Source organism: Sphingobacterium sp. B16(2022), from assembly GCF_012030425.1.
Taxonomy (GTDB): Bacteria; Bacteroidota; Bacteroidia; order Sphingobacteriales; family Sphingobacteriaceae; genus Sphingobacterium; species Sphingobacterium anhuiense.
The window spans coordinates 528,150-554,109 of sequence record NZ_JAAUVN010000001.1 but is presented as its reverse complement, the minus strand read 5'-3'; the positions used below and the strand labels follow the sequence as shown (position 1 = coordinate 554,109).

General features: G+C 39.4%; 26 protein-coding genes and 3 tRNA genes. 17 read left to right on the top strand and 12 right to left on the bottom strand.

Going from position 1 to position 25,960, the window contains the following annotated elements; genetic code table 11:
- Position 1 precedes the first annotated feature (1 nt).
- Positions 2-1,051, bottom strand: coding sequence for an alpha/beta hydrolase (locus tag HCX49_RS02535; protein WP_132771338.1), 1,050 nt, complete (start codon positions 1,049-1,051; stop codon positions 2-4).
- A 242-nt stretch (positions 1,052-1,293) separates the two neighbouring features.
- Here HCX49_RS02535 and HCX49_RS02530 point away from each other — a divergent pair, with 242 nt between their 5' ends.
- Complete coding sequence (locus tag HCX49_RS02530) at positions 1,294-2,343, top strand: L,D-transpeptidase (protein WP_132771337.1); 1,050 nt, start codon at positions 1,294-1,296, stop codon at positions 2,341-2,343.
- Positions 2,344-2,435: 92 nt separating this feature from the next.
- Entirely contained in the window at positions 2,436-3,197 is a 762-nt protein-coding gene (locus tag HCX49_RS02525; RefSeq protein ID WP_021189035.1) for a murein L,D-transpeptidase catalytic domain family protein, read from the top strand.
- Positions 3,198-3,244: 47 nt separating this feature from the next.
- On the opposite strand, the gene HCX49_RS02520 is transcribed toward HCX49_RS02525, so the two are convergent.
- The 3 genes from HCX49_RS02520 to yihA form a co-directional block, all read right to left on the bottom strand.
- Complete coding sequence (locus tag HCX49_RS02520) at positions 3,245-4,705, bottom strand: alanine/glycine:cation symporter family protein (protein ID WP_132771336.1); 1,461 nt, start codon at positions 4,703-4,705, stop codon at positions 3,245-3,247.
- A 168-nt stretch (positions 4,706-4,873) separates the two neighbouring features.
- Positions 4,874-5,725, bottom strand: coding sequence for a UbiA-like polyprenyltransferase (locus HCX49_RS02515; protein ID WP_132771335.1), 852 nt, complete (start codon positions 5,723-5,725; stop codon positions 4,874-4,876).
- 3 nt (positions 5,726-5,728) lie between these two features.
- On the bottom strand, positions 5,729-6,436 hold the full coding sequence (gene yihA / locus HCX49_RS02510; protein WP_132771334.1) for a ribosome biogenesis GTP-binding protein YihA/YsxC: 708 nt from the start codon (positions 6,434-6,436) through the stop codon (positions 5,729-5,731).
- A gap of 284 nt (positions 6,437-6,720) precedes the next feature.
- On the opposite strand from yihA, the gene HCX49_RS02505 reads away from it, so the two are divergent.
- On the top strand, positions 6,721-7,662 hold the full coding sequence (locus tag HCX49_RS02505) for an ABC transporter ATP-binding protein (RefSeq protein WP_132771333.1): 942 nt from the start codon (positions 6,721-6,723) through the stop codon (positions 7,660-7,662).
- Positions 7,655-8,968: an ABC transporter permease gene (locus HCX49_RS02500; RefSeq protein WP_132771332.1), complete on the top strand. Its 1,314-nt coding sequence runs from the start codon at positions 7,655-7,657 to the stop codon at positions 8,966-8,968. Before HCX49_RS02505 ends, HCX49_RS02500 begins: the two co-directional genes overlap by 8 nt.
- Before the next feature lie 176 nt (positions 8,969-9,144).
- Here HCX49_RS02500 and HCX49_RS02495 read toward each other — a convergent pair whose 3' ends face one another.
- Positions 9,145-9,960 carry a PhzF family phenazine biosynthesis protein gene (locus tag HCX49_RS02495; protein WP_237682704.1) on the bottom strand — a complete coding sequence of 272 codons (816 nt, stop codon included), beginning with the start codon at positions 9,958-9,960 and terminating at the stop codon, positions 9,145-9,147.
- 120 nt (positions 9,961-10,080) lie between these two features.
- A complete protein-coding gene (locus tag HCX49_RS02490) occupies positions 10,081-10,485 on the bottom strand; it encodes a nuclear transport factor 2 family protein (RefSeq protein ID WP_132771331.1) in 405 nt (134 codons plus the stop codon).
- Between the two features lie 123 nt (positions 10,486-10,608).
- Between HCX49_RS02490 and HCX49_RS02485 the strand changes: the two genes are divergently transcribed.
- Positions 10,609-10,932, top strand: a complete 324-nt coding sequence (locus tag HCX49_RS02485) for a winged helix-turn-helix transcriptional regulator (protein WP_021189043.1) — start codon at positions 10,609-10,611, stop codon at positions 10,930-10,932.
- 15 nt (positions 10,933-10,947) lie between these two features.
- On the opposite strand, the gene HCX49_RS02480 is transcribed toward HCX49_RS02485, so the two are convergent.
- Positions 10,948-11,271, bottom strand: a complete 324-nt coding sequence (locus HCX49_RS02480; protein WP_031287704.1) for a hypothetical protein — start codon at positions 11,269-11,271, stop codon at positions 10,948-10,950.
- Positions 11,272-11,293: 22 nt separating this feature from the next.
- Positions 11,294-12,088 carry an SDR family oxidoreductase gene (locus HCX49_RS02475; protein WP_168126027.1) on the bottom strand — a complete coding sequence of 265 codons (795 nt, stop codon included), beginning with the start codon at positions 12,086-12,088 and terminating at the stop codon, positions 11,294-11,296.
- Positions 12,089-12,213: 125 nt separating this feature from the next.
- Here HCX49_RS02475 and HCX49_RS02470 point away from each other — a divergent pair, with 125 nt between their 5' ends.
- Positions 12,214-12,567, top strand: coding sequence for a winged helix-turn-helix transcriptional regulator (locus HCX49_RS02470; RefSeq protein WP_021188877.1), 354 nt, complete (start codon positions 12,214-12,216; stop codon positions 12,565-12,567).
- Between the two features lie 325 nt (positions 12,568-12,892).
- Positions 12,893-13,333 (top strand): nuclear transport factor 2 family protein, encoded by a 441-nt coding sequence (locus HCX49_RS02465; protein ID WP_132771330.1) that lies wholly within the window; start codon positions 12,893-12,895, stop codon positions 13,331-13,333.
- 77 nt (positions 13,334-13,410) lie between these two features.
- Here the strand turns inward: HCX49_RS02465 and mnmA are convergent, their stop codons facing one another.
- The gene (gene mnmA, locus HCX49_RS02460) at positions 13,411-14,502 is read right to left on the bottom strand and encodes a tRNA 2-thiouridine(34) synthase MnmA (protein WP_132771329.1); all 1,092 of its coding nucleotides are present in this window, start codon (positions 14,500-14,502) and stop codon (positions 13,411-13,413) included.
- Positions 14,503-14,689: 187 nt separating this feature from the next.
- On the opposite strand from mnmA, the gene HCX49_RS02455 reads away from it, so the two are divergent.
- The 4 genes from HCX49_RS02455 (at position 14,690) to HCX49_RS02440 (ending at position 16,586) form a co-directional block, all read left to right on the top strand.
- Positions 14,690-14,765 (top strand) — tRNA-Phe (locus tag HCX49_RS02455).
- A gap of 37 nt (positions 14,766-14,802) precedes the next feature.
- A tRNA-Phe gene (locus HCX49_RS02450) sits at positions 14,803-14,878 on the top strand.
- Positions 14,879-14,915: 37 nt separating this feature from the next.
- Positions 14,916-14,991 (top strand) — tRNA-Phe (locus HCX49_RS02445).
- Between the two features lie 434 nt (positions 14,992-15,425).
- Complete coding sequence (locus HCX49_RS02440; protein WP_168126026.1) at positions 15,426-16,586, top strand: hypothetical protein; 1,161 nt, start codon at positions 15,426-15,428, stop codon at positions 16,584-16,586.
- Between the two features lie 204 nt (positions 16,587-16,790).
- Here HCX49_RS02440 and HCX49_RS02435 read toward each other — a convergent pair whose 3' ends face one another.
- Positions 16,791-19,844 (bottom strand): DNA polymerase III subunit alpha, encoded by a 3,054-nt coding sequence (locus tag HCX49_RS02435; protein WP_132771327.1) that lies wholly within the window; start codon positions 19,842-19,844, stop codon positions 16,791-16,793.
- 7 nt (positions 19,845-19,851) lie between these two features.
- Complete coding sequence (gene dinB / locus HCX49_RS02430) at positions 19,852-21,000, bottom strand: DNA polymerase IV (RefSeq protein ID WP_132771326.1); 1,149 nt, start codon at positions 20,998-21,000, stop codon at positions 19,852-19,854.
- Between the two features lie 76 nt (positions 21,001-21,076).
- Between dinB and HCX49_RS25330 the strand changes: the two genes are divergently transcribed.
- Positions 21,077-21,316: a helix-turn-helix domain-containing protein gene (locus tag HCX49_RS25330; RefSeq protein WP_206368172.1), complete on the top strand. Its 240-nt coding sequence runs from the start codon at positions 21,077-21,079 to the stop codon at positions 21,314-21,316.
- Positions 21,317-21,383: 67 nt separating this feature from the next.
- Here HCX49_RS25330 and HCX49_RS02420 read toward each other — a convergent pair whose 3' ends face one another.
- Positions 21,384-21,812 (bottom strand): DUF2938 family protein, encoded by a 429-nt coding sequence (locus HCX49_RS02420; RefSeq protein WP_206368170.1) that lies wholly within the window; start codon positions 21,810-21,812, stop codon positions 21,384-21,386.
- A gap of 461 nt (positions 21,813-22,273) precedes the next feature.
- On the opposite strand from HCX49_RS02420, the gene HCX49_RS02415 reads away from it, so the two are divergent.
- From HCX49_RS02415 to HCX49_RS02395, 5 genes are all read left to right on the top strand, one after another.
- Entirely contained in the window at positions 22,274-22,696 is a 423-nt protein-coding gene (locus HCX49_RS02415) for a GNAT family N-acetyltransferase (protein WP_132771324.1), read from the top strand.
- A gap of 78 nt (positions 22,697-22,774) precedes the next feature.
- A complete protein-coding gene (locus HCX49_RS02410; protein WP_132771323.1) occupies positions 22,775-23,347 on the top strand; it encodes a Crp/Fnr family transcriptional regulator in 573 nt (190 codons plus the stop codon).
- A 73-nt stretch (positions 23,348-23,420) separates the two neighbouring features.
- The gene (locus tag HCX49_RS02405) at positions 23,421-24,503 is read left to right on the top strand and encodes a DUF418 domain-containing protein (RefSeq protein WP_168126025.1); all 1,083 of its coding nucleotides are present in this window, start codon (positions 23,421-23,423) and stop codon (positions 24,501-24,503) included.
- Positions 24,504-24,737: 234 nt separating this feature from the next.
- Positions 24,738-25,385: a type A chloramphenicol O-acetyltransferase gene (gene catA / locus HCX49_RS02400; RefSeq protein WP_132771321.1), complete on the top strand. Its 648-nt coding sequence runs from the start codon at positions 24,738-24,740 to the stop codon at positions 25,383-25,385.
- A gap of 46 nt (positions 25,386-25,431) precedes the next feature.
- A complete protein-coding gene (locus HCX49_RS02395; RefSeq protein ID WP_132771320.1) occupies positions 25,432-25,899 on the top strand; it encodes a GNAT family N-acetyltransferase in 468 nt (155 codons plus the stop codon).
- Positions 25,900-25,960 lie beyond the last annotated feature (61 nt).

The window sequence follows — 25,960 nt, the reverse complement described above, 5'->3', positions numbered from 1 at the left end:
ACTATTTCGCTAAAGCAATGCCATTTGCTTTTAGCATCGTTTTAAATTTCGGACTGCGAATATAGCTATTGAATGCATGGCTTTCCATACCCGAGAAGTCTGTTTTATCAAAGCAGGTATACTGCTTCACCAGCTCATTGTACACATTATCTTTATAGCCCAGGTCGGTCGGATTAAATTTATCGGCAAAAAAACCGAAAAACTTCTTCAGCATCTTATCTGTATTATTGATTGTAATGTGCATTTTTTTCACCTGTGGACTTATCGTACAGAAGGAGTCATTGCCTGCCTCCTGCGATTTAAAATCAGCTAATCCGATTGCCGGAGCTAGCATAATACAGGTAATCCGGTTTTTATTCTCCAAGAGTTCTTTCGCGTTTTCCACATCAACATTATGAATTTCCTTGATGTCTTTTACAAACTTCTCATTGAAATGCGGTTCCGCCAATGCACTCAGTACCACAGAAGCACCTCGACTGTGTGAAATGATATAGACATCTTTATTTGAAATCGTATTCAGCACACGCCTTAAACCAAACTCACCGGCCATCTGACTAAAGGAAGTCGCGGTAAACCAGATTTTTGCCCCGGCAAAAGGATTGCTCGTCCATAGCCCGTCCCAATAAAAACGCACAATCTCATCATCCTTAGCATTGACCTTAATAAGCTTCTGGATATAACCGTAACTCTCATTTACTTCTTCATTGTTTGCATTAAAGCCGTGAACAAACACAAAAACACGCTTCTTCGTTTTCACACGCTCTTTAAATTCCCTTAGTTTTTTCACTTCAAATCCCGTCAGCTCATCCGTGATACCTTTGTCTGCCGCGATTTTCATTAAAGAGTAAGCATCTCTTTTTCCATTACTAGGTGGGCTGCCGTACGTCTTACGCCAATTATCAGGATAAAAATTCCCGTTTTGATCCACAAAAGAATTGGAAATATTGGGTTTATCAAACGAATTCGGCTTCTGTGAAAGAGGCACATTGTGCATAATCCCACAGGACGATATAAATACAAGTATTATTAAGTAACGTAAGTTTGAAATCATATACATTAAAAATAGCAGAAATTATTGATACAACCTCATCATTATAAAATTGTTTTACTGCCATTCAATATATAGTCGATAAATGAAAAATTTAACTCTTACTATTCCGCGAGCAGCTTGTATCTTTAATCCATCCATGTAAATCTCGGCACTATGTTTGGTAATGAAATCATTCAGAAAAGGGGCATCGATACAATAATGTACCTTTTCTCAACAGTAAAAATCTTAATGAGCCCTGTTTTATGAAGCATTTGTACATTAAAAACATTTTAATATATAGTTTTTTCGTTTCCTTTTTGTTTATTTCTTGCCAACAAGGACAATCAAAAAATGATCCGGAAGAAAAGAAAAAGGAGAAAACAAAAGATTCAATCGATGCGATTAGAAAGAAAGAAGAAGAAATCGCGAAGGCCAAACCAAAAACAGCGGCAGATATTGAAATTACCAAAGAACTCCAGTACACCAAGTATACATTAGAAGACACTTATCCCTATAAAGATACAGTAAGGCAATTTCAATGGGATAAAATAAAAGAAAAACTGGCTTTTGTTGAGAATTTCCAGAACGGCAACGCTATTTATGGTGTGCTGCAAAACTATCAGAATTCAAATGGTGAGGCACCTACTATTCCACATTTCAAAAGAGATTCCTATAAACGTGTTGCTGACTCCCTAGGAACAGAACGCTACCAAGCGAGTCCCTTATATCGTGAAGGCGAAACCAAATTACCTTCCATTTATGGTAGAGATGGCTGGCTGGTTAAACTGCAGAGTAGCGATACGTTACAACGTGTCAAAGTGGAAGGTGTTTCCTTCGAAGGAACTTGGGAAGTACCAAAAAGATACCTCAAAACAATAGGCGATTCTGTCAGATTTGACAAAGTAATCGTCGTGGATGTTACAAACCAAAATATTTGTACACTGGATAAAACAGATAAAGGATGGGCAGTAAGAAGCATGAATCCAGCCACTACAGGCCGTCACAAGCCTCCTCATGCACAGGAAACTCCTACTGGAATCTTTGTTTTACAGGAGCATAAATCCAAGATGTTTTATTTCAAAGATGGCACAAAATCTATCGAAGGTTACGCCCCATTTGCAAGCCGTTTTACGGCCGGAGCGTACGTACACGGCGTTCCTGTCAATAATCCGAACGGTAAAGTGATCGAATACAGCTGGAGCTTAGGCACCATCCCGAGGTCACATATGTGTGTCAGAAATGCGTCATCACATGCACAATTTGTTTATAAACGGTCAAAAGACTTCCAGACTTTGGTAATAGTTATTGATTAACGATAATTAAGATACTGATTAACAATTTTTTACACTTTTTAACTATCTTTAGTTCTTAAATTTGCTATCGAAAAACAAATAAGGGATAAAGTATGGAGAAATTAGTGTTCATTTTATTTATGGGTTTGTATGCAGCGTTGTTCTCAGAATCTAAAAATGTAGTACCGACAGAAATTCATAAAAAAGAAATTACAGTTAAAAAGAAAATATCAAAAGTAGATGCACTCTACGAAAGCATGAATCTCAAAGATGTAGTCAATTATAAAGCATTTAAAGAAGCGATGGAAGGCTATAGATTACTTCCCGCCAAAAACAAAGATGTATTATCAATCATTGACTTCACTTTACCATCTACCGAAAAAAGGCTTGTCGTCCTAGACCTTAAAAACGAAAAAGTCCTTTTTCATTCGCTCGTTTCACACGGTAAAAATAGCGGTAGTAATTACGCTACTTCTTTTTCAAACACGCCGGAGTCATTCCAAAGCTCATTGGGCTTTTATGTAACGGAGAATACTTATCAAGGTTCAAATGGTTACTCTTTGGTTTTAAATGGACTGGAAGAGGGCTTTAATGATAGAGCCAAATCAAGAGCTGTAGTAGTTCATGGCGCAGATTATGCAAATCCACGCATCGTAAGTTCATTGGGACGCTTAGGACGAAGCTACGGCTGTCCTGCGCTGCCTAGAGAGTTAGCGAAGCCTATTATCAATACCATTAAAGATGGATCATTACTATTCATCTATGCCGACAACCAGGAGTATATAGCCAAATCAAAAGTGCTGAATCACCGGGATGATCTTACCGCCTACTATGAGAAAGATATGGCCGGAGATAAATTCGGAAAAATGAATTAAACATAAAAAAATCCCTCAACACTTGTTGAGGGATTTTTTTATTCCTTTTATTTCTCTTTATCCCAGAACTCCGCATTCTTAATTCCCAGTTCCTTAGCACTGAATGTTGGATTCATATCCCCTCTTTTACGCTTCACTTTATAATCCTGCCATACCTTGAGCGCTGTTTTACTCATCAGTAAGATCGCGATCAGATTGACATAAGCCATCAGCCCTACACCGATATCACCGATTGCCCAGGCAATCTCCGCTGTTTTCACAGAACCATAGTATACCGCCGCAAGAAATACAATACGCAATATCCAGGTGACCGCCGGACTTACCTTATTAGAAAAGATATACGATAAGTTGGTTTCCGCATAGTAGTAATAAGCCATAACCGTCGTAAATGCAAAGAAAAACAAAGCGATGGCCACAAAGCCATTTCCGATCAATGGAAAATGATGCGACACCGCCGCCTGTGTAAAGGCCGTGTAATTGACCCCTGGTATATGCTCCGATATAAAACCGACCAGTTGACCGGCTCCATCAAATTGCCCCACATTATACTGATTGGTAAATAAAATCATAAGTCCTGTTGCTGTACAAACGAATATTGTATCCACATACACCGAAAAAGCCTGTACCAAACCCTGCTGTGCAGGATGACTAACATCCGCTGCGGCCGCAGCATGCGGTGCGGTGCCCTGTCCGGCCTCATTACTATAGATGCCACGCTTGACACCCCAGGCAATCGCCATGCCCACAACGCCGCCAAAAGTGGCATTCAGGCTAAATGCAGAACTGAAGATAAGACCAAACACATCCAGAATCTGTGTATAATTTAAAGCGATGATCACTAAAGCCATTAAAATATACGCTCCCGCCATAAACGGCACCACTAGTTCAGCCACTCGGCCAATACGCTGTACACCGCCGAAAATAATAACAGCCAACAAAACCACCACTCCAATCCCCGTATAAGCAACAGGTATTTCAAATGCATTGTGCATCGAAGATGCAATAGCATTACTTTGCACGCCGGGAAGTAAAAAGCCTGTACTTGCAATGGTTATTAAGGCAAACAGAACCGCATACCACTTCACACCCAGACATTTTTCAATATAATAGGCAGGACCACCTTTAAACTCATCTCCGACCTGCTGTTTGAACACCTGTGCCAGCGTAGACTCCACGAAAGCAGATGCAGCACCTAGGAAAGCAATCGCCCACATCCAGAAAATTGCACCCGGACCTCCCATATAGATCGCCGTGGCCACTCCGATGATATTTCCTGTACCCACGCGGCCCGAAATTGCCAATGCAAAGGCCTGAAAAGATGATATACCCTCGTCCGACTGCTTTTTCTGAAACAGCAATCGCAGCATATCTTTAATATAGGTCAACTGCAGAAATCCAGTCCGTACAGAAAAATACAGACCCGTCAACAGACACAGGTAAATAAAAACATCACTCCACACCAGCTCCGATGCGATTTTTACAAAATTTTCAAAATTATTATCTACCATAATCTAAGCTTTTACAAATAATTGGTGTACACATCCTAATAACAAGCCCTGAAAATATAAATTTTTATTCAGGATGGCACAAAAAATATAGCAGAAAATACAAAAAGCCAGATTAATCAAGATTAATCTGGCTTTGACCATAAAAAATATAAATCTGGACGCTATCGGCTAATGCACGATAATATCCAGCAGATAGAAAACTGCAAAAATAACAGATGCGATACCATTGGTCGTCATAAAAGCGCGATCTACGCGGCTAAGATCTGTTGGACTCACAATCCGGTGCTGATAGATTAGCAAACTGCCATAAAAAACAACACCCAGATAATAGAACCATCCCACCTCCATATACAGAACCGGCAAGAGCACAAATATAAACGAACATACATGCAGGATTTCGGAAAAACGTAGCGCTCCTTTAGTACCCAACAATACTGGAATGGAATTCAGCTTATGCTCACGGTCAAACGCCTCATCCTGCAGAGCATAGATAATATCAAAACCGCTCACCCAGCACAATACGGCAAGGCCGTAAAGTACAGGAACAATATGAAACTGACCCGTTACCACAAGATATGCACCCACCGGAGCAAGCCCCAAACCTAGACCGAGCACCAGATGACATAAAGCCGTAATACGCTTAGTATAAGAATAAAAGAGCACGACAAATAAAGCAATAGGTGACAACATAAAGCATAAACTGTTGATAAAGTAAGTCGCAACGACAAAAAACACACAGTTTATGATTGTAAATAGCAATGCCCCTCTAGCAGAAATCCGCCCCGCAGGTATATCGCGCATTGCTGTCCGCGGATTCAAAATATCGATATCACGGTCCAGGTAACGGTTAAAGGCCATAGCCGCATTACGTGCGGTCACCATACACACCAGCATTAATACGAGTAACTTCCAGTCAAAAGTATGATTGGTGGTATGTAAAGCCAGGAAAAAGCCAATAAAAGCAAAAGGCAATGCAAAAATACTGTGCGCAAACAGTACAAGGGACAGATACTTCTTCATGGACTACTCCTCTTCACCAGCGTGACGATAACGATCTGGATCCACATCACCATATTTATCTTCATCCCCTTCTTCATACCCGACTTCATCACTAGGAGCCGTTAAATCAGGCATAACAAAACGGGTATTGATATCCCCGATCGTCTCTAAAATAGCATCACAGCCCGACTTCACTTCAGCAGAAGTTAGGAAACACTTTGGAATTTCCTCAAACCACTCCGCTAATGCTTTTCTAAATTTAGACATATTCACATCAGACTTCACGTTAGACTGCTTATCAGCTTTCGTGAATACTAACATAAAAGGTAAACCCCGCTCACCTAACCAGTAACAGAATTCAAGATCTATTTTTTGAGGCTCATGACGGCTATCGATCAAAACAAATATACACTGCAAATTATCGCGATGCGTCAAATAACGGCGAATAAATTTCTCCCAAGCTTCACGGTTGGACTTCGATGTTTTTGCAAAACCATAACCCGGTAAATCCACTAGAAACCAATCGTCATTGATGATAAAATGGTTGATCAGTTGCGTCTTACCCGGTTTTTGAGAAGTTTTAGCTAAACCTTTCTTACCAACCATAGCATTGATCAGTGATGATTTACCCACATTGGAACGACCAATAAAAGCATACTCAGGGAGTTTGCCTTCTGGCAATTTATCAACTCGTGTATTACTACAGATGAATTCGGCTTTTTTAATTTGCATCTTGCAAAGGTAGCATAAAACTATCCTTTTGACAAATTGAACTCCGATCCGTTTCATTATTTAAAAACAAAAATGGAGGCAAAAGTGTAACGTTTCACAGATCAGCTTTACTAATGATAAAAATATGCTGGTAAACATGGCCATCTAACGCGCATCGGTATAAATAAATACCGAAATACAGCAGGAGAGCATTTTGCTATAACACATGAAAGCACCAGGAATACCATGCCAGATAACCGATTAAAAAAAATAGATTAAACACATATGACTAACCAAAATAATACATGCTTTTAGAAATCAAAAATGTTGTAAAAGACTATGCCAGTCATAGAGCGCTGGACCATGTCTCCCTCAGTATTCCCAAAGGAAAAATATTCGGACTTTTAGGACCCAATGGGGCCGGCAAAACCTCTCTGATCCGGATCATCAACCAGATCACAGGACCGGACTCGGGCGAAATACTATTCGATGGAGAGCCATTAGCACCCAAACATATCGAACGAATTGGCTACCTCCCAGAGGAAAGAGGCCTTTACAAGAAGATGAAAATAGGAGAACAAATGCTTTACTTATCACAACTTAAAGGACTGAGTAAGAAAGAATCAAATGATCGAATAAATCATTGGTTTGAGAAGCTTGACATTTTGTCATGGTGGGATAAAAAGATTGAAGACCTTAGTAAAGGTATGCAACAGAAAGTACAGTTCGTTGCGACCGTACTCCACGAACCTGATCTTATTATCTTGGATGAGCCCTTCTCCGGATTTGACCCTGTAAACGCCAGTTTAATCAAAGATGAAATCCTTGAATTGAACCGAAAAGGGGCTACAATCATCTTTTCGACGCATAGAATGGAGTCCGTCGAAGAACTTTGCGACCACATTGCACTTATTAACCGCTCCCAAAAGATCCTTGACGGCAATATTCATGACATCAAAAACAACTATAAAAATCAGACCTACAAAATCGAATTACAGGCCGTTAATGATGAAAAATCAATACGTATAGAAAATCTATACCATTTAAAAAATATAGAACAATCTGAAAACAAAATAATTATCACTATTAAGTTAAATCAAGACATTAGTATCAATCAAGTACTCACAAAGCTCTTACCTCTGGCCGAAATCCATCAAGTATTAGAAATAGTACCCTCTATCAATGACATTTTCATCGAGCAAGTGACCCTATCCAACAACGCTAAAAAAGAAACCGACCATGCATAAGATACTACTCATAATTCAGCGCGAATACTTTTCCCGTGTCAAAAAGAAATCATTCTTATTGATGACTTTTCTAGTCCCATTATTTTTCATTGCGCTTTACGGAGGGATATTTTATCTGACCAAGAAAAGTTTCAAAGACGCCCATGCACATGTATATATTCTGGATCAGCAGGGCAGTTTTGCAAAGCAGCTGAAAAGCGACCCTAACATTACTTTTACTGTCAGCGACCGCTCATTGCAGGATCTTAAAAAGCAGATTAAAGACGATGAGCAGAACAGCTCCATCCTGGTCATTCCGAAAGAAATTTATCAGCAGTCTACCATCGAGCTGATTTCAGCAGATAAAGCCAATATCACGATCCAGAATGCAATAGCAAGACAGCTTGAAGGCATCATCCGCATCGGCGAATACAAGAAGCTAGGTATCGACCCAGAGCTGTTACAATCGGTGCAGCCTCATATCAGCGTCAATGCCAAAGAGCTAACAGAAGGTGGCGAGGAGAAAAACAGTAACACAGGTATTGCTATGGGTATCGGTGTAGGTTTAGCCGTATTGGTTTACTTATCGCTGTTTCTTTATGGTGTACAGGTGATGCGTGGTGTAATTGAAGAAAAGAGCAATCGCATTATCGAAGTTATCATCTCATCGGTCAAACCTTTCCAGCTTATGATGGGCAAGATCATCGGTATCGGAATGGTCGGGCTCACCCAGTTCCTACTCTGGATCATCTTGACCGGAGGCCTGGTTTTTGGAGCCACCAAACTGATCAATAAAGAAACCGTAGAACAGGCTGCAATGCAACAAGGAGGTCCCGGCATGAACACGGTCAGTCAGGCACCGGCTTCAGGTCTTGGATTTGGCATTTTACAACATCTGGAATCAGTCAATGTCACCGAAATTATCGTTTGCTTCTTTCTGTTCTTCCTATCCGGTTATTTACTTTACAGCGCCATCTTTGCTGCAGTAGGATCGGCAGTGGATAGTGAAACAGAAGCCAACCAATTTACCATGCCCATTACCATGCCTTTGCTATTGACCTATGTCTTGTCGTTTGGAGTCATTATTAACGATCCTAACGGCCCCATTGCAACATGGCTAAGCTTTATACCTTTCACCTCCCCTATTGCCATGCTGGTCCGCATTCCGTTCGGTGTACCCACCTGGCAGATTGCTGTATCGCTGGCATTGTTGGTAAGCACCTTTCTACTGGTCACCTGGTTAGCAGCCAAAATATACCGTGTAGGTATCCTCATCTACGGAAAAAAGGCAAACTGGAAAGAAATCATCAAATGGATGAAGTACTAAACCCTTTTAAACGTAACAAAAACAGCTCTTTATTAATCCTAAAGAGCTGTTTTTAGTTTTAATTACCGTAAAACAAACATTTTAATATTAGGGACGATTTTTCACAATTTGTAGTGAAACCCAAAAAAAATATATCAGACGCATCTTACGACACGAAGTACATCAATACTGTTTGATCAAATATAAATCTCGCCTTTCATATAAAGCACCGCATTTCCTGCCAGCTCTACCCTGTCGCCCAGCAGACGGCAGTATACTTCACCCGTACGTTCTGAAAGCTGAAATGCCCTCAATTCAGTTTTATTGAGTTGTCCTGCCCAATAAGGCGTCAGCGTCGTATGTGCCGAGCCACAGACAGGATCTTCATTAACACCGACCACAGGTCCAAAAAAGCGGGAAACAAAATCATGGTTTTCTCCCCTCGCCGTTACGATAAATCCCCTTGCAGCCATACCAGTCATCAAAGGTAGATTGGGTTTTAAAGCCTCGATATCATTTTGCTTCTCGAAAACCAGCATATAATCAGTCTTTCCGCGATAAGCTGCAATCGGTTTTTTATCCGTTACTGCCAGCAGTGCATCGGTCAATTCAGTTTCCGAAAACTGGTCTGCAGGAAAATTGAGCACAAATTTATCCTGCTGTACGCTTACGGGAAGTTTGCCACTTCTTGGCGAATAAAAATTAATCGTTTCCTTTACTTGCTTTTCACAATGGGCCAAAACGTAGGCCGTGGCAAGAGTTGCATGACCACAAAGATCTACTTCCGATGCAGGTGTAAACCAACGGATTTCATAACCATCACCTTTAGGCACATAAAAAGCGGTTTCCGATAGATTATTTTCTGCGGCGATCTTTAATAGAATATCGTCCGCCAGCCACTCCGTTAAGGGACAAACGGCCGCAGGGTTTCCTTTGAATACCATATCCGTAAAAGCATCTACCTGATAAATTGTTAATTTCATATTCTTATTCCTTTTAAACAAAGTTATCATATAAGTCTTAATGGATACAGATACAGCAACACGATTTTTATAGGATACAGCACAAAACACAGTTAATGCAATTAGGCAAAGCAGAACCCTAAAATCTTACCCTCATTTCCCCTTCAAATCTTAATTCTTCGCTGCACTGTTCCAAAAATCATCTTCCACTTCAATTCTTTCTGAAAACAGCCAGACTTCTTTTATTTTGTCATATTCGATCCGCAATAGATCGACACCTTTCATCGCAAGTGTCCCCTCACCTTTTGCTGCTTTGAAATGAATTGAAGCTGCCACAAGATTTCCATTATCACTTGTATATTCAATATCATCAATAGCAAAGGTACCGTTGCTCCATTGCATAAAGTTCCCCAAATGAGCAAACACCGCAGCTTTTCCGGTATACGTTCCAGATTGAACACCTTTTCCCGGCTGATGCCATACAATATCATCTGCAAATAAACTTCCGACTGTATCAAAGTCTCCTGTTGCTACCGCATTAAAATACGACTGCACTATTTTTACGTTTTTTGACATCCTATTTAATTTTATAAGTAAGTAAATTATATGACAAATTTCTACATTTGCAGTACAATAGTCAAGTACCTACCTAAAAGTAGGGTACTTACGTTAAAGTAATAATTACTGATTTACAGCACAATGAATATAAATATAAATATTTCTGACGAAAACTGTCCCCTAAGGAAAACACTTGAAATCATTGGCGGAAAATGGACCATGCTCATTATTTTCCAGATTAACGAACGCACCATCCGTTACGGCGAACTGAAGCGCTGTATTGTCGGAATCAGTGAAAAAATGCTGATCAGCCAATTGAAGTTTTTATGCGATAAAGATATTGTCCATAAAAAGTCCTTTGCCGAAATCCCGCCAAAGGTCGAATATACCTTGACCGAAAAAGGAAAAGAATTGCTACCCATTATTCAGACCATCATCCAGTACGGCCTCAAGCATGACATTTAACCATACAAAAATACCTTATCCTGTAATTTTCAATGATTGTACCTGCTCATTAACAATCCGAACATGGTAAAACAGTACAACAGGGCTTCCAGTAAAATTTCCAGAAACTACTGCTTTTAATATGCTTTCGGTTTCTCCTTTTTTATAGCTCAATGGCTTCATGACGGTTTTATATTGCTCATTTGCTGCGACAATCCAATTTTCAATTTCTTTTCTCCCCCTGTATGTATTACTCTTGTCAACAATCAGGGCTGTTTCGGAAAAAAAAATTGCATAGGAGACACAATCAAAATTGTTCTGCGCACGAACTAATGCGGCCATTACTTGTGGTATGTTCATTTCAAGTGTTTTTTTAAGGTTTTTAAATTGTTGGAATTGTACCTCCGTCAATAATAAATTCTGTTCCTGTCAAATAAGCCGCTCTTGGTGACACTAAAAAACCGACCAATTCGGCCACTTCCTGAGGTTCTGCCGGTCGGCCATAAGGAATACCCCCCAAACTTTCCATGACCTGCTGCACCGCTTCATCAACAGAAATACCAGTTCTTTTCGCGATTTCATCCATCATCCCTGTAGCACCATCTGTTTTGATCCAGCCCGGAGAGACTGTCAACACCCGAATACCTTTTGGTGAAACTTCATTTGATAAGCTTTTACTATAATTCACCAATCCTGCTTTAGCCGCTGCATAAGGTAATGTGGCATCATACAAAGGCAATCTAGCCTGAATAGAAGCTATATGAACGATAACGCCGTTTCCGCGAGCTATCATCTGAGGCAAAAACCCTCTATCCAGACGAACCGGAGCCAGCAAATTTGTATAAAACGTCTTTTCCCAATCCTCATCACTCAAAACAGCAAAGCCTCCTCCTTTCGTTTCAGAACTGCCCATATTGTTTACCAAAATATCCAGCCTGCCAAATTGTTGCAGTATTTCACCTACGACCTTTATCGTACCAGAGGACGTACTTAAATCGGCCGGAATAAAGTGTAATTTTCCATTATCCTGCAGAGGTTCATTTCTTGCTGTAATGATTACGGTCGCCCCGGCATAAAGCAACCGCTCCGCAATGGCCCTACCTGTTCCCTTTGTACCGCCAGTTACCAAAGCAATTTTGCCCGATAATTCATCATTAAAATTAAATTCCTGTTCCATGTTCTAAAATATTTAAAACAAAGGTCTGCGACACAGCCGGTTTACACAAGTACGGAAAAACGAATTGCATAGGGATAAATTTTTCCCCTATTGCACATTTTGAAACATAGCCATAGCTTTGTCGTATGTATGAAAAAAAAATACCCCTAGATCTAAATTGTGGTCTCGACCTCATCGGTGAAATACTGTATGGCAAATGGAAAATTCGTTTACTTTGGTTTATAAATGCAGGACATCAACGCCCAAGCGAACTCCAGCGCAAAATTCCCGGAGCCTCCCGCCGCGTATTGCATATACAGCTAAAAGAATTAGAACAGCACGAATTGATTGTAAAGAAAATATATCCGATTGTCCCTCCAAAAGTGGAATACAGCCTGACCGAATTTGGTAAAACTTTAATTCCAGTAATCGCGGCTTTAGGACAATGGGGCGATGATCATGAAGAGCGTTTACGAAATATCATTACGAAGCTTCAATAAATTAAAAATCACGAAGATACTGATAGATAAAACAACACTCTTATTGTTTTAAGAGACAACTCCTGTAGAATAGACAAGTGAGAATCGCCAATTTCAGATCATAGCAAGATAGGCAAATTGCTTTGCGACAAATAAAACTCCCGTTTACCGGATTTTTTACCGAGCTTTTCAAATTCACAAAAGATTCACCGAATCCTCCCCTCCATTTACCGAGTTTACCCGACTGTTCACCTGATTACCATTCCGACTTTTAGCCCCCTTATATACCTTTGATTCAATCAATTAAATAATTCACAAATCAAAAAAACTTAAAAAGCTAAAAATCATGAAAAATTCACTAAACTCAATCTTTATCGTATTTGCATTAATCGGAGCATTAGTCGCAATGACGAGCATGAGTTTTGCAAAAGGAAAGACTCCGAGAAACACAAATCCCATAACGGTAATTGACAGTTACGTACAGATCGCTGCAGATGGTAATACAGAAGGTATACAGCACTTGTTCTCCGATGACTTCAAATGGACCCAATCATCCAATGCAAAAACAAAAACATACAGCAAATCAGAAGTTGTCAATTTTTTAAAGTCAAGCAAAGGACTAAAGCAGAACTGTAAAACAACCTACACCATCATGGAGAAAAATGAGAACTGTGTTATGGCCAAAGTAGAAATGAAGTATGACAATTTCACAAAAGTTGAATGTATCACCCTATGTAACGTAAATCAAGAATGGAGAATCAATCAAATCATCGAATCTTACAAATAGCAACGAGCCCACGCAACGAAAAAAGGTCTTAAAATTGAATTTTAAGACCTTTCCTATTTTATATAAATCTGTATAGACTATTTCATTAAGAAGCCACCACCGATCAAATCATTGCCTTCATAGAAAACAGCCGATTGACCAGGAGCAATACCTTTTACATTATGTACAAAGTCGATCTTTACCATGTCCCCCTGTTGTGAGATTGTAGATAGAGCACCAGCATCTTTATAACGCACCTTAGATATCGCTTCCATAGGCTGCTCCAAAGAAGCATATTTAACCAAATTTACATTCCGCACATAAGCGAATGATTTTTCAAGCTCATGTTCTTCACCCAGCACCACGGTATTACTCTCCGGAAGGATCTCGACTACAAACATCGGTTTACCCAATGCGATACCAAGACCTTTACGCTGTCCGATCGTAAAATAAGGATAACCGATATGCTGTCCTACCACAGTACCATCTGTTAGGATAAAGTTACCAGGACCGATCTGTTGATCCAAAGTAGGCACTTTATGTCTTAAGAATGCACGGTAGTCATTATCCGGTACAAAACAGATTTCATAGCTTTCCGCTTTATTAGCAAGCTCCACCTGTCCCATATCCAATGCCATCTGGCGAATTTCTTTTTTCGTGAACGATCCCAATGGAAATTGCGTACGTGCCAGGTTTTCCTGTGCAACACCCCAAAGTACATAAGACTGATCTTTGTTTTCATCCTTACCTTTCGAAATCACGTAACGGTTATTATCGTGAAGACGAATATTGGCATAGTGACCTGTAGCAATAAATTCGCAGTCCAATTTATTGGCGCGTTTCATTAAAGCCTCCCATTTGATATGGGTATTACACAATACACAAGGGTTTGGCGTACGGCCGGCAATATATTCATCAACAAAGTTGTCAATAACAAAATCGCCAAACTCATCTCTAATATCCAGTATATAATGTGGGAAACCATAATTCACCGCCAAAGAACGTGCATCGTTGATACTATCCAAGCTACAGCATCCGGTCTCCTTAGACGAGCCACCAGAAGCAGCATAGTCCCAAGTCTTCATCGTGATCCCTATGACTTCATATCCTTGTTCATGAAGCATGACAGCCGCGACCGAACTGTCAACACCCCCACTCATAGCAACTAATACTCTTCCTCTTTTACTCATTTTATTTTATTGAAATGCAAAGATAGGCTATTTGAAATTTTTACGTGTTAATTTCTTGTAAATTTTATCTGTATCAAAATCAAGTCTTTCAAAAAAATACATGAAATAAATGGGTGAAAAATTTTAGAATTCGAATTATCGGGGTATATTTGCATCGCATTCAAAGTTAAACGGGGATGCAGGTTAAGGTGCCATAGCTCAGTCGGTAGAGCAAAGGACTGAAAATCCTTGTGTCGCTGGTTCGAATCCAGCTGGCACCACCAGATCTGAAAGTAACAGATTTAAAACAAAAACTTGGAAGGTGCCATAGCTCAGTCGGTAGAGCAAAGGACTGAAAATCCTTGTGTCGCTGGTTCGAATCCAGCTGGCACCACCAAATCTGAAAGTAACAGATTTAAAACAAAAACTTGGAAGGTGCCATAGCTCAGTCGGTAGAGCAAAGGACTGAAAATCCTTGTGTCGCTGGTTCGAATCCAGCTGGCACCACCAACAAAGTCCATCTCAAACGAGATGGACTTTGTTATTTATACCCCTACTTCACTTATCACTACATTACTGATTTCTCCGTCACTACATTACTGGTTACTCTGTCACTCATTACCGGTTACTCTGTCACTCATTACCGGTTACTCCGTCACTCATTACTGGTTACTCCGTCACTCATTACTTCGTCACTTGTCACTCTATATTGAATATCAATAAAATGATAGTATTTCTTTTTGAGAAGCTCTATTTGTTACATAAACAATACCGGGGTCAAATGATCTAATTCCCTCATAACAGAGCTCCAGGCATCATTTCTAGGATTGATGTAAAATATTTTTTCCCAACATCAAGAATTTAACACGATCTACTGGTTTTTCCAAAAGAAATATTACATCTTTAAGTGTAAGAAAATTAATTTAAACCAAATTATAGCAGCTATGAACCGAGTATTACTTAAGCTGGAGAGAGTCATACTATATTATGGCATTCCACATTTAAATGAAGAAGAACATGTTAAAGCCGATCAAAACCTTCTTGCTATCATCTTCCAGTTAGAACAAGAATTTGTTCTACGACATGGCAACAAAGAAATATTATTACTAACACGCAAATCATTCAGGCTGTTCTATAGACAGTTATGCAATTTGTTGGATGAGCTCTACCGTTATAAACATAAACAGGCCGATGAAACAATTCTCAAATACTACCAATTCCTGATCCATATTGAAACCAGCTATAGCAAGGATATGGACCCACAGGCATCGCTTACACAATTTCACCTTCATGTCTTAAAAACAGAAATCATGGAGCAGTTTCCTGCTCTAAAAGCTACTTTAATAGAAAAAGATGTTTCCGAATGCTTTCTAATTGAGATTCAGCACGTATTGAAAGATCAGTTCCGTGCGCCCGGACGGAACCTCAGCTATGAACAACAATTATTCTTCATCAAACTTCTAAGGGTACTCAGACACATAGCCCACGATACGTGGGACAGGGATTATAACCATTGTTTTATTAAATTTATGATCAGTATAAATTTCAATCACATCGGTTTTCTCAATCAATGTTTCGATTTGCTGGATAAAACATTAGAAGATATAGCCGACATAGATAAACAACGGAACTATCTGAATGATATCCTGTTCAAATTGAAACAGGTGGCACGCTATTCTACGGTACAATTTGACAGCAAAAGTAATAGTTTATCTAAAAAACTGATCCAATATGTCAAAAAAAAGATCAGCAGCACAGGCGAAATACCCGCATCCAGCAATTACGACAGCGATGAGAACAGGAGTATCTTTAGTAATTTAACCGCGGGAGGACTTACCGTATACCACCACTATTTTCAAAAAGTGAAATTTTCAAAAGGGGAAACTAAAAAACTGGGGGGACAAAACTTTGTAAATCCTATTTATACAGCCAATGGGATAAAGATGACCGAAGCACAGCACCTCAAGTTTGACAAAACCAAACTTCATCATGAGATTCGTATTCTGAAAAATAAACTGATGGCTATTATCGATCAGCTCAATAAGGATCTGGATGATTCGGCAACATCATCTAAAAACAAGCCTAACACAGCTAGCAACCATTGATTGGCCTACCCTCAAAAAAGGGTAGGCTAAAATAAACTGCAGATCGCCCTATCTCCTTCCAAAACAGGGACGCTAAATGAATCAAAACCACTTCGGTTCACACTCGTTTATCTGATTTACTCCCCTGGGCTTACCTTTTATATCCTCATATCGCATATCACTGACTGATTTACTCACAACTTTAATTGTCACAGCGCAACTTGGTTACTCCTTCACTGTTTTCATCCTGGGCAGCCCAATCTCATGTTCTTGTGGGTAAGGAGCTCTAAAAGTCATGCTGACATCTTCTCTCATACGTTCCTGCACTTCATACTTCTTTTCCTCATCATGTGAGTAACGTGGATCAGGAATAAAAGGCATCTTTGCCATCTTCGTTATGGTTATGGTCGGAAAATGGAAGTCCACTTCTACCGTTCCTAAGAGTAAATAGCATCCGCCCCCTTGAAAAGGATACCGTTCCAGACAGTCCGGAAAATGAGCCGTATCAAAATAATCACCATTGTTGTCCACCCAGGTTCCGAAATACATGATTCCCCTTTTTGTAGGTACATGCTTCCGTGAGATCAGATAAGCAAGCATTTTGACCTCCTTTTTATGATGTTGGATTAGATCTTTAGCCATCACTGTTCCCCTATACTTTGTCTGCAGCAGATCGAAGGGTGTACATGAGACCGGAAAACTTAAGATTTCTATCTCGTCAAAAGCATCCTCAAAGATGTTGCGTTTCAATTCCGGAAATTTAAAATGCTTGACAGGCTCCTCAAATAGGGTTTCAGCGCGACGTCCAGGTTTAAAATCACCGAGCAGCACCCTAGATTTTAACAATAGCTCATTTTTGGGCACACCGCTGAACCGAAAAGCTCCAATAAAGATCAAAATCTGCAAGGTTTCAATACCGATCGGAATACGTTTAATAAAATCTTCCAAAGAGCGATACTCCCCATTTCTGATCCTTTCTTCAGGAATCAACCGGCCAAGTTTCGCTTCCACTTTCTCCAGATGCATAAATCCCAGATAAATCTCATCACCATAGATGGTAGTCTGCTGCTCACTCCTGTTCACGCATGGATTCAGGATCTTGGCGCCAGACATCCGGGCCTCATGGATGTACACTTCCGTTCTGTAGAAACCGCCCATATTATTGATGACAGATACCATAAATTCAAGAGGATAATAGAGTTTGAGGTATAAGCTCTGGTAACTCTCCACGGCATAAGAAGCAGAATGCGCCTTACAGAATGAATATCCAGCAAAAGATTCAATCTGCCGGTAGATTTCTGTACTCAGTTCTTCCGGATGCCCCTGTTGCCTGCAAGATTCAAAAAAATCATCCTTTACTTTTTGAAGCGCCTTACGCGATCTGCCTTTTCCACTCATGGCCCTACGCAATATATCACCATCAGCAGCAGAAACCCCGCCATAATGGAGTGCAATTTTAATCACATCTTCCTGATAAACCATAATACCATAGGTGTCACCGAGCTGTTCTTCAAATATCGGATGAAAATATTCAAACTGATCTGGATTATTATGCCTAAAAATATATTCCCGCATCATACCACTTTGCGCTACACCGGGACGTATAATCGATGATGCCGCCACCAGCACCTTATAATTATCACATTTCAATCTTCGCAGCAGACCGCGCATCGCAGGACTTTCAATATAAAAACATCCGATCGTTTTCCCCCGGCTTAAAAATTCATTACATAGAGCTTCATCCTTGGAAAGCGTCGTATCCCTAATGTTTACTTTAATTCCCCGTTTTTCTTCCAATAGTTTCACCGTATCATTGATAGTCCCGAGTCCACGTTGCGACAGAATATCAAATTTATCAAAACCGATATCCTCCGCAACATGCATATCCCACTGCACGATCGGAAAACCTTTGGGAGGCATTTCAAGAACCGTAAAATTGGTAAGCGGTTCCTCAGAGATAATAATCCCACAGGCATGCATGCTGCGCTGATTGGGAAACTTTTCCAATAACTTTCCATACTCCTGCACTTTCTGGACCACCTGATCTTTAAAAATTTTTTCCGGATTTTTGGTCAGTTCATCGAGCTCCTCTTTCGGTAAACCAAATACCTTACCCATCTCACGAATAATGGAACGGTACTTAAATTCGACATTCGTACCACAAAAAGCAACATGGTTTTTTCCATAACGGTCAAAGATATATTTCAATATCATATCCCGCTCCTGCCAGCTCCAGTCAATATCAAAATCGGGCGGACTTTTTCGGTTTAAATTTAGAAATCGCTCGAAGTAAAGATCCAGTTCCAAAGGACAGATATCCGTTATGCCCAAGCAATATGCAACTATGCTGTTGGCTCCGCTTCCCCTACCCACATGCATAAAACCCATGTTGTTGCTATAGCGGATGATATCCCAAGTAATGAGAAAATAACCGCTGAAATTTAATTCATCGATCACCTGAAGTTCCTTTTCAACACGCTGTTTCGCTATTGCATGATCCTTGCCATAGCGTCTTTCCAGTCCTGTATAAGCCAGTGCTGTTAATTTATTGATATCGTGCTCCTTTGATCCTTTGTAGTGTCTTTTATTTCTCCGTGTGGTAAACGCAAATTCGAACTGGCATACCGAAAGTATATTTTTGGTATTCGCAATGATTTGCGGATAATGCTGATAAGCCTCCAATAGCGATTGTTCCGACCTCAAGTACTCCCATTTACTGCAAATTTCACTTTTCGGCAATTTCGACAGCAGCATATTGTTGTCAATTGCTCGCAGTATCCGGTGTAGATTAAATTCCTTTTTCGTTGTGAAAGTCACAGGTTGCAGGATCACCATCTTTGCAATCAGCGCCTGATACTCTTTACGGAATAAGCTATTCAGTTCTTCCTCCCGGATGCCGATATATTCATTTTCATGAAGTTGCGCAGGAATATTGCTTAAGGGATAGATCACAAAACAGTTTGGAAAATCAGGCTGTGCCGGCAGGTCAATCCCATCGCAATTATAGGAAGTCAAAACCCGGTTCACCTCTCCGATACCCTGAAACTCTTTTGCAATGGTAATATAAAGCAGCTCACTTCCTCTGCGAACTTCAATACCAGCAATCGGTTTGATGTTCTTTTCTTCACATTTCTTTTTGAATTCATAGATGCCCGAAATGGTATTGATATCCGTCAGCACAAGCTCCTTTAACCCCAAGACGGCGGCCTGCTCCACGAGCTCCTCTATGGAAAGTGTTCCATAACGAAGACTGTGAAAAGAGTGGCAGTTAAGAAACATAAGACAATTAAGTTGAAAAATTAAAACCTACTGCCCTCCCCACCGCATCACTGCCATAGCGCATTTTGATGGCATCCATTGCCTGATACAGATTGATAAGCTGTGTATTGTCTTCAAACAAATTCATTTGGTAACTTCCGTGCACCAGATCAGTAAACCGAAGTCCCACCAATCGAAGACGCATCCGTCTGGTATAAATTTTATCAAAAAGTTCTAAAGCGATCCTTGTCAGTGTATGATCTGCAGAGGTATAAGTGACACGGCATTGTTTCGTTTCCGTATCAAAATTAGAGTACCTGATCTTGACTACTACGGTGGAAGTCAACCATTTTTCACAGCGCAGCTGGTAAGCCAGCTGTTCGGCCATACCCGAGATGAGGCTTTTCACGACACGAATATCCGTGGTGTCGCTATTAAAAGTTCTTTCCTTGGAAATCGATTTTCTTTCCGAATAGGGCATAACAGGAGTTTCATCAATCCCATTTGCCTTTTTCCATAAATCGACCCCATTTTTCCCGATCATCTGCTGCAGCACCTCAACAGGAATTTCGGACAATGTACCTATTGTACGGATCCCAACTCGTGATAAGAGCTGGAAAGTAGCATTCCCCACCATCGGCATCTTTCTAATGGATAATGGATTAAGAAAAGAATGAACACCCACTGAAGGTATTTCACGATGACCATGAGGTTTGGATTCGCCTGTGCCGATTTTACTGACCGTTTTATTAATAGATAAAGCATAGCTGATAGGCAAACCTGTTTCCTTTTCAATTTTGGCTCCCAGTTCATTGGTCCACTTATAAGCCCCGAAAAATTTATCCATCCCGGTCAGGTCAAGATAAAACTCATCGATAGAAGCCTTCTCCATTACTGGAGCACTTTCTTCAATCACTTCTGTCACCGTATGGGACATCTTGGAATATAATTCCATATCCCCTTTTACTACCCTGGCCTGAGGACAGAGCCGTAATGCCATCTTCATCGGCATCGCAGACCGCACACCAAAAGTTCTTGCTTCATAACTACAGGAAGAAACCACTCCCCGATCCCCTCCACCAATAATCAATGGAATATCGTTGAGTTGCGAATTTACCAGCCGCTCACAGGATACAAAAAAGGTATCCAAATCCATATGTACAATCGCTCTATTCATTTCACTAAATTATTTAGTAAAAATGCTAATATTTTTCACGTTTATCCTTACATTTGATGTGATTAATATTCACAAAATGTCAACACTATCGATTTTGTCTGATAATATCAGGTACCTCAGGATGCAGATACCCGGACTTACACAAGGAAAAATTGCTGCTGAACTAGCTGTTACAAGAGATTCTTATGCGAAATACGAAATCGGGAAAACGGCTCCACCACTAGATGTGCTCTTAGCGCTATCGCGCTACTTTCAGGTCAGCACCGATCAATTACTCACTGTTGATCTCAGGAAATATAAACTACAAGAAATATAGCGCTTAGCGACTCGGTTATTCACGCTCCGTACAGATAATAAAAACTTACGATTATAATAATATTTGGTTATAAAATGAGCTTATTCAAGAGTAATGCGGTTATATATAATCCAAAACCATATATAGCATGTGCCTGTAGGCTTCTTAATCGCGCCGTGACAGGCTTAAAAGTTTTAGATGCGGCGATGCCAAAACCAAACGCAGGCTGCATCATAAACCAAGGAGCAGCAGTAGTCGCAACTCCGACAATTATACAAACTAAAAATGTTGGTTGGTACAACCAGTCCAGCCCGCAGATCAATAAAAGTAAAAGCGCAAATGAAATACCGATGAGGTAATGTGCCATCCAGCCCAAAGCCCTTTCACCAGTGATTTTTTCAGCATGCACAATGTTTTTATGAGCGAAGACACCCTGTTTAAAATGACCTATCCAACGCCCTACAAGAGCATAATCCAAAGAGGGAATTTTAAAAAGCAGTTTTGATAAATAAAGCATACAAATCCATAAAAAACGTGACACCAACGCCGATAAATATGGAATAACTGATGTATTGTGATAGGATGTTCATGCGCTTGTTATTTTATAAAATTAATTTCTCTTTACTGATTGGCTGTATCCACTTTTGAGGTTATGATTTTCCTGTGCCATCATTCTAACATTTTAATGATTCAAAGTTAGCATGCTTCAACCGATAATAACTGACACATATCCTTGGGAAAACTGCACAAATCAAAGGAATCGCAACAGAGAACAGCAATAAACATTAACTTTATCAGGTTTAGATTATCATACTATGAATAGGGTCCTGTATTAAATTATATCCCATTCAAGTATATTGCCTCTTATCAGGATATTACCCCTCAAGCCTTAAGCGGCATATATAAGTACATTTTTTAACCTGAGTTCAGCGTTTACTGTAAAAAATACCAGAATTTTGTTCACTAATATATACAAGCATGATTAGAAAAATTAACATAACAGATTATCCCACTCTGATAAAAATATGGGAGAGTGCAGTATCAAATACACACGATTTTCTTAAAGAAGAAGATTTCAATTATTATAAAGAACATATCCCAAATTATTTTGAACATGTTAAACTATTTGGATATGATGACAATGGGACTTTAATTGGATTTATGGGGATTTCTGGTGAAAATCTTGAAATGCTATTTATTCACCATAATGCTCGCGGCAAGGGAATCGGAAAAAAGCTGGTGACCCACGGTATAGATCATTTCAAGATCTCCAAAGTGGATGTTAATGAACAAAATTTACAAGCCGTTGGATTTTATACGCATATCGGATTTCAGATACTGAACAGATCCGAAATTGATGGACAAGGCAAAGCATATCCGATTTTACATATGGGATTATAATCTTGCTTTTAACCCAAACGCCTCATTATTTTAGCGTAGTTTAGCTTGCCATAACAAAATGAAAAAGACCATGCGGATATGACCGAAGAAATACAACTCAAAAAAATAGATGAACTGATTCAAAATTTAGATTCTGAAACCTTATCCGCTTTAGAAAATATTCGAGAATTAAAAAGATATAAAAAAGGGGAATTTCTCTTACATCAAGATAAACTATGTCGGTATAGTTTCTGGATTGAACAGGGAATCCTACGAAAATTCTATTGGAATGATACGAAGGAAATTACAACCGAGCTTATTTTTGAACATGATATTGCGGTTTCATTTGATAGCTATGTACTTCAAAAACCCAGTAAAGAATTTATTCAAGCCGTCACAGATGTAACGGTTTACCAGACCGAGGCGCAATCATTTCAGATGCTTAAAGCAAAGTTCCCAAAACTGGTTGAACTTGATCTGATGATGACAGAATATTATGCGATGTGGCTCGAAAAAAGGTTATTTGAATTTCGAACACGCAATGCAACTGAGAGATACTTACAGTTACTCCGGCAACAGCCTCACATTATTCTTGAAGTTCCACTTACCTATATTGCTTCTTATTTAGGCATATCCATGGAAACACTGAGCAGAATCAGATCCAAAATTTGATTATTTGACCTAAATCAAATGGAATGCAGATTCAATCTTAGAAATTTGAATTTTCATTTAAACATTCAATATTATGGGTAACAAAAGTAGAATTATTGGGTTTGATTTAGCTAGAGCATATGCCATTTTTGGAATGTATATTGTCAACTTTAATATGGTGTTTGGGAATTATAACGACACAAGTCCGGTCGGAAAATTTCTATCACTTTTCAGTGGAAATTCAAGTACTATATTTGTCATGCTTGCAGGAATGGGAATAGCTTTGATGACCAATATACCACATTATACGGCCGAAGAGAGGAAAAAACTAAGACATACTGTTTTAAAAAGAGCATTGTTCCTATTCGTTTTAGGATTGTTGCTCAGCATATGGTGGCCAGCAGATATCCTGCATTTCTATGGATTATACCTATTCATTGCCACTTTTCTTTTATTTTTACCCACAAGATATTACCTGATCGCTAGTATTCTATCAATCTTGGTTTTCCATGTGTTACTGCTTATTATTCCATTCGAAAAAGGATGGAACTTTGATACTCTTGAATATACCGATCTATGGTCGATACCGGGATTTATACGAAACACATTTTACAATGGCTGGAACAGTGTTTTTCCTTGGATAGCCTATTTTACCACCGGAATGTATCTCGGCAGATTAAATTGGACATTATTGATCACCAAAAAAAGGGTATTTCTATTAGGAGCAGCACTTTTTATACCCGTTACCATATTACAGATCTGCGCTCAAAATATTTTTACCAATAAAGAATTGATAGAGATCATTACTGCAGATTACCTTCCTCCCCTTTTACCATTTTTGTTGAGCACAATAGGTTTTGGACTGATGCTGATCGCAGGTTTCATGTATAGCAGTTCGTTTTTTTTAGAAAATAAATTTATCCAAAATTTAGCAATAACTGGACAAATGACCCTCACCCATTACATCGCGCACTTAACCATCGGAATGATTATTTTTTCACTCCTCTCCGGTAAACCCTATGGAGCAAAGATCAATCAAACAGATTCTGTACACCCCTTGTGGATATTAACATTCTCTATAGTATATTTTATCTTCAGTTACTATTTCAGCAAAATATGGAAGACAAAATATAAGAATGGCCCCTTGGAAACGCTGATGAGAAAAATATCAAGTTGATACCTGAATGGCGATACTGATTTAGCCTGTATTACAACCACATGGCCAATCCTCTGCAACATGCATTTTCCAGTTCCGACTTTCATAATGTGGTTAAACAATGTGGCGCTAAATACAATTTCTCTGCGTAGAATTTCACATTTCGTTCTTGTCTGGCATATTTTGTAACTTGTATCCAATAACTCAAAACAAACTAGGCGTATAAAAATACACCTATTAAAAAACAATACGATCATGACAGCATACAAAACAGTAAATATAGAAAAGTGGAACCGGAAGGAACACTTTGATGCTTATCGTGATGCGATAAAGTGCGGATTCAGTTTGACCGTTAAATTAGATATTTCAGCGGTTATTCCTTTTGTAAAAGAACAGGGATTTAAATTTTATCCTGTGATGATTTATCTGCTGTCAAAAGCCGTGAACCAACATCCTGAGTTTAAAATGGCAATGAAAGATGGTGACTTGATTATTTGGGATTCTGTAAACCCGGTTTATACCGTCCTTCATCAGGACACAGAAACTTTTTCTGCACTTTCTGTACCCTATACGGCCAGCTTCCAGGATTTTATAGCCAGCTATAACGCGGTCCTTCAAAGAAATGAAAACAATAGGAGCTTCCTCCCTGAAAAAGCTCCCAAAAATCATTTTAATATTTCGGCACTTCCGTGGATTCATTTTGAGAGTTTTAACCTCAATATTGCTGATTTTACGGACTATTTTGCCCCCAGTTTTACTTTTGGAAAATACCAGACGGAAGGAAACAAAATCCTTATGCCATTGGCCGTACAAGTGCACCATGCCGTTTGCGATGGCCTACATGTTGCCAAATTGATCAACACCTTACAGGAATTTTGCACGACCATTCAAAAACTTAAATAAAGCTAAAAAGATAATGAAATCGATTTTAATTTAGCTCGAAAAACATATGGATATTAGAAAAGCAACACCGGCAGATCTTCCACAGATAAAAATACTTTATTCCCTGCTATTTGAACAGCTGGCAAACTATGAACCGGATTACCTTCAGCCTGCCCTTCAGGATGAAGCTTTTCTTCAGCAAGTAGTTGCCGCAGCAGATAATTTTGTTGCATTCATTTACACTATAGATGGAGAGGCAAAAGGTTTTGCCATTGCAAAATTAGAGGAAAGCCCGCCCTATAATTGTTTTGTTCCGTTAAAATGCATGTATTTAATGGATATTGTGGTTGATCAGAATATGCGCGGAAAAGGAATTGGAAAAGCATTGATTGACCGCATCAAGCAATGGGCAAAAGAGCAGGAAGCAGATTATCTAGAACTAAGTGTACTGGCAAAAAACACCTTAGCAGAGGCATTGTATCTGCGTGAAGGTTTTGAAACCTTTAGTAAATCTATGCGAATGAAAATAAAATAGCAGGTTATTGATTTCAATAAAACGCTATCGTTAAATTAAAATATATGGAACGACTTAAAAC